Here is a 3,615-nt window from a genome sequence, read left to right as displayed (position 1 = left end):
CCCGTTTTTCTTTTCCGCCGCAGTTAATCGCCGCCCAAATGTACCCCTATGGCCAGTAGTGCCACTAAAAAACCGGCCGCCGCTCAACGCGCCGGGGCTGCCTTGCGCAATGCCGATGGATATGCCCTGTTCTGGGGTCTGCCGCTGGCGCTGTGGCAATTGGCGTTTTTTCTAGCGCCGCTTGTTTTCCTCGTTGTGATGACTTTCTGGACGGTTAAGAATTTCCGGCTTGAACCCGCTTTCGATACCGTCAATTGGGTCAATGTGTTTTCCAAAAGCTACGTCATCGATACCTATTTTCGTACCCTTTGGTACGGCGCGTTGGCGGCGGTGGTCTGTAGCGTGTTGGCTTTTCCGGCATCCTATGCCCTGGCCTTCAAAGCGTCTCCGGTGTTTCAACGCGTCGGCCTGTTCATGTTGATCACGCCTTTTTTCACCAGCTATTTGGTGCGCGTTTATTCCTGGCAGACGGTGATTTCCGACAATGGTCTGTTGAACAGCGTGTTCGGTCTGGTCGGGTTGGGGCCGTTCGACATGCTGAATACTCTGTTTGGGTCGATGGTTGGGTATCTGACCTTGACCCTGCCGCTGGTGATCCTGTTGCAGTTTTTCAGCATGTCCAATGTGAGTAAGGATTTGATCGAAGCGGCGCATAATCTTGGATGTGGCCGCCTAAAAACTGTGTTTTTGGTGATCGTACCTTCCGCCAAGACCGGTATTATCCTCGCCGGTACGTTCGCGTTTATCCTATGTTTTGGTGATGTTGTGAGCCCGGTATCGCTCGGCGGCAGTAAGCCACCGACCTTGAGCATCCTGATCGTCGACACCGTCAAACAGGGCAACAACTGGCCGCGCGCCGCTGTCGTGGCGGTGGTTATGGTGCTGACGTTGATCGTCGTCGCCTTCACCGCACTCTATTTTGCCTATGGCGTCAAGAAAGCGAAGACATGAGCGCCGACCGCATCATCGCCTATGCATTGCGCGGCTGGTTCTTTTTGGCGTTGATTTTTATCTTCATCCCGATCGTCATCAGTTTCATTTTCTCGTTCAGCCCCAACCGCTATCCAACGTTGCCGCTGAACGGCATCAGTACTCAATGGTATGAGTTGATCGTGGCTGAAGCGCCGGTGCCGACCGCCTTCTGGAATAGCTTGAAAGCCGGCGTGATCGTCGCGGTGATATCGACGTTTATCGGCTTCGCCGCCGCCTACACCGATTATCGCTATCGTTTTTTTGGTAAGAATTTCTATCTCGCCTTGGCGTTGCTGCCACCGACTATTCCGGTGCTGATCCTGGGCCTTGTGATGCTGATGTATCTAAGCCGCATCAGCCTGGTCGGCGAGCTGTACTCGGTCGTCCTCGCCCATGTCGTCTATTGCATTCCCTTTGCTATGGCGTTGATCCGCCTTCGCCTAGCGCAAATGAACCCCGACCTTGAGAGCGCGGCGTGGAACTTGGGCGCCAATTCGTGGCGCGCCATGCGGGACGTCATCCTACCCTTTACCCTGCCGTCAATCTTTGCCGCGCTGGCCCTCACCATGGCGGTTTCGTTCGACGAATATTTGATCGCCTTCTTCACCGGTGGCGTGACCGAAACCTTGCCAGTGCGCGTGTTGGCGCTTTTGCAGGGGCAGGTGAGCCCGCGCATCAACGCCATTGGCAGCATTGTTTTCACCATTTCCATGGCCTTGGTGATTCTGGCGCAAATCCTGTTATTGTCGCGCGGCTCCAGCCAGCGCCGTAAAGCCGCCGGAGAGTAAGAAACATGTCAGAAGCCCTACTCGTACTCGATAAAGTGGTGAAGCGTTTCGGCAGTCATGTCGCTGTTGACGGCATCGATCTGCAAATCAGCCGCGGTGAGTTTCTCGCCATCATGGGCCCATCGGGTTGTGGCAAGACGACAACGCTCAGAATGATCGCCGGCTTGGAACAGCCCAGCGAAGGTGAAATCCGTCTCAACGGTACGCGCATGAACGAGCTCAAGCCGTGGCAGCGCGACACGCCGCTGGTGTGGCAGAATTTGGCGCTGTTCCCGCATTTGAATGTTGTGCGCAATGTCGAGTTCGGCCTCAAGATGCGCCGCGTCGGGGCGCGCGAGCGGCGCGAACGCGCGATGAATTGGCTGGAACGCATGAGCCTCGCGCAGTATGCCAACCGCAACATCGCGCAGCTTTCGGGTGGTGAGCGCCAGCGTGTCGCCATCGCCCGCGCCTTGGTGACCGAGCCGGAAATTCTGCTGCTCGACGAACCTTTAAGCGCGCTCGACGCCCATCTCCGGGTACGCATGCAGTCGGAGATCACCCAGCTGCAAAAACAGCTCGGTATCACCTTCGCCTATGTCACCCATAATCAGTCCGAAGCCTTCGCCATGGCGAGCCGCGTGGCGATCATGAATGGCGGCCTGATCCAGCAGATCGGCAGCCCGCGCGAGGTCTATCGCGCGCCGGCTAATCATTTCGTCGCTGAGTTCGTCGGCAGCAACAATATTCTCACCGGCACGGTATCTTCTATGGGCGAAGGCCGTGTGACGGTCGATACGCCGCATGGCAGCTTCAGCGTCCCGACGCCCGACCCGGCGCCGGCCAAAGGCGATGTGCTCGAACTGGTGGTCAGCGCTGATCTTGCGGCAGTATCCGATACGGCCGGCGAGTATGAAAATGTGATGGTCGGCGAACTGATCAGTGAGGAGTTCATCGGCTCGGTAATTACGCTTTATCTCGATATTGGCGAGGGCACGGTATTTCGTGTGCAGAAGCAACAGCACGAACTGGATGCGCTCGACTTCACCGCAGGCAGCAAGCTTTATGCGTCCTGGCGGCCCGAAGACACATATGTTTTGCCGCCCGTTTGAGGCGGCCAAAGTAGCAAGGGAAATAGAATGACCATCCACATCAAGGGCGCCAAGATTATCGCCATGGACGCTGCGCACGGCAGCGAGACTTTTGACGGCGATATCCTGATCGAGGGCCAGCGCATTGTCGCGATGGGCGCGGCGTTACCTGAGGCGGAAGCCGATATCATCATCGATGGGCATGACAAGCTGGTGACACCGGGCTTCGTCAACGCCCATATCCATACGCCGGAAGCGCTGTTTCGTGGACGCTATGAGAACCTGCCGCTCGAAATGTGGATGACGCTGGCCTATTTTCTCGTCGGTGACGGACAATTAGCACCGCGGGCACTTTATCTTCGCACGATGCTGATCGCCATGGACGCACTCAGGAACGGCGTCACCTTCCTGGCCGATGATATTCTCGAGGCGCCGCTGCAAACCATGGAAACTTTGGGCAGCATTTACCAGGCTTATGACGATGCCGGCATCCGCGCCAATGTGTCGGGGCATGTCATCGATCGGCCGATCGCAGATACCATTCCCTTCCTTGGCGAGATCCTGCCGGCCGATCTGTTGCAACAGGTCAATGCCGGCAAACCGCCGACGGTGGCCGAATATGTCGCCTTCGCCGAGGAGGCATTTTCGCTCTATCACGGCCGCGCCGACGGGCGCCTCCGATTCATGGTGGCGCCCTCAGGGCCGCAACGCTGCACCGTCGAGTTGATGGAAGCGGCGAATGCTCTAGCCCAAGCACATGGCACAGCCTTCCATACCCACATCCT

General features: G+C 57.3%; 4 protein-coding genes. All 4 read left to right on the top strand.

The annotated features are described in order from the left end of the window. The first annotated feature begins 48 nt into the window (after positions 1 to 48). Positions 49 to 951 (top strand): ABC transporter permease, encoded by a 903-nt coding sequence (locus O3A94_17155; GenBank protein MDA1357977.1) that lies wholly within the window; start codon positions 49 to 51, stop codon positions 949 to 951. Then, positions 948 to 1,760, top strand: a complete 813-nt coding sequence (locus O3A94_17150) for an ABC transporter permease (protein ID MDA1357976.1) — start codon at positions 948 to 950, stop codon at positions 1,758 to 1,760. Before O3A94_17155 ends, O3A94_17150 begins: the two co-directional genes overlap by 4 nt. A 5-nt stretch (positions 1,761 to 1,765) precedes the next feature. Beyond that, a complete protein-coding gene (locus O3A94_17145) occupies positions 1,766 to 2,851 on the top strand; it encodes an ABC transporter ATP-binding protein (protein ID MDA1357975.1) in 1,086 nt (361 codons plus the stop codon). A gap of 27 nt (positions 2,852 to 2,878) precedes the next feature. Further along, on the top strand, positions 2,879 to 3,615 hold a 737-nt coding region (locus O3A94_17140; protein ID MDA1357974.1), incomplete at its 3' end, for an amidohydrolase family protein.

Source organism: Pseudomonadota bacterium (assembly GCA_027624955.1).
In the GTDB taxonomy this organism is placed as follows: Bacteria; Pseudomonadota; Alphaproteobacteria; order UBA828; family UBA828; genus PTKB01.
This window is presented reverse-complemented; position numbering and strand designations above follow the sequence as displayed.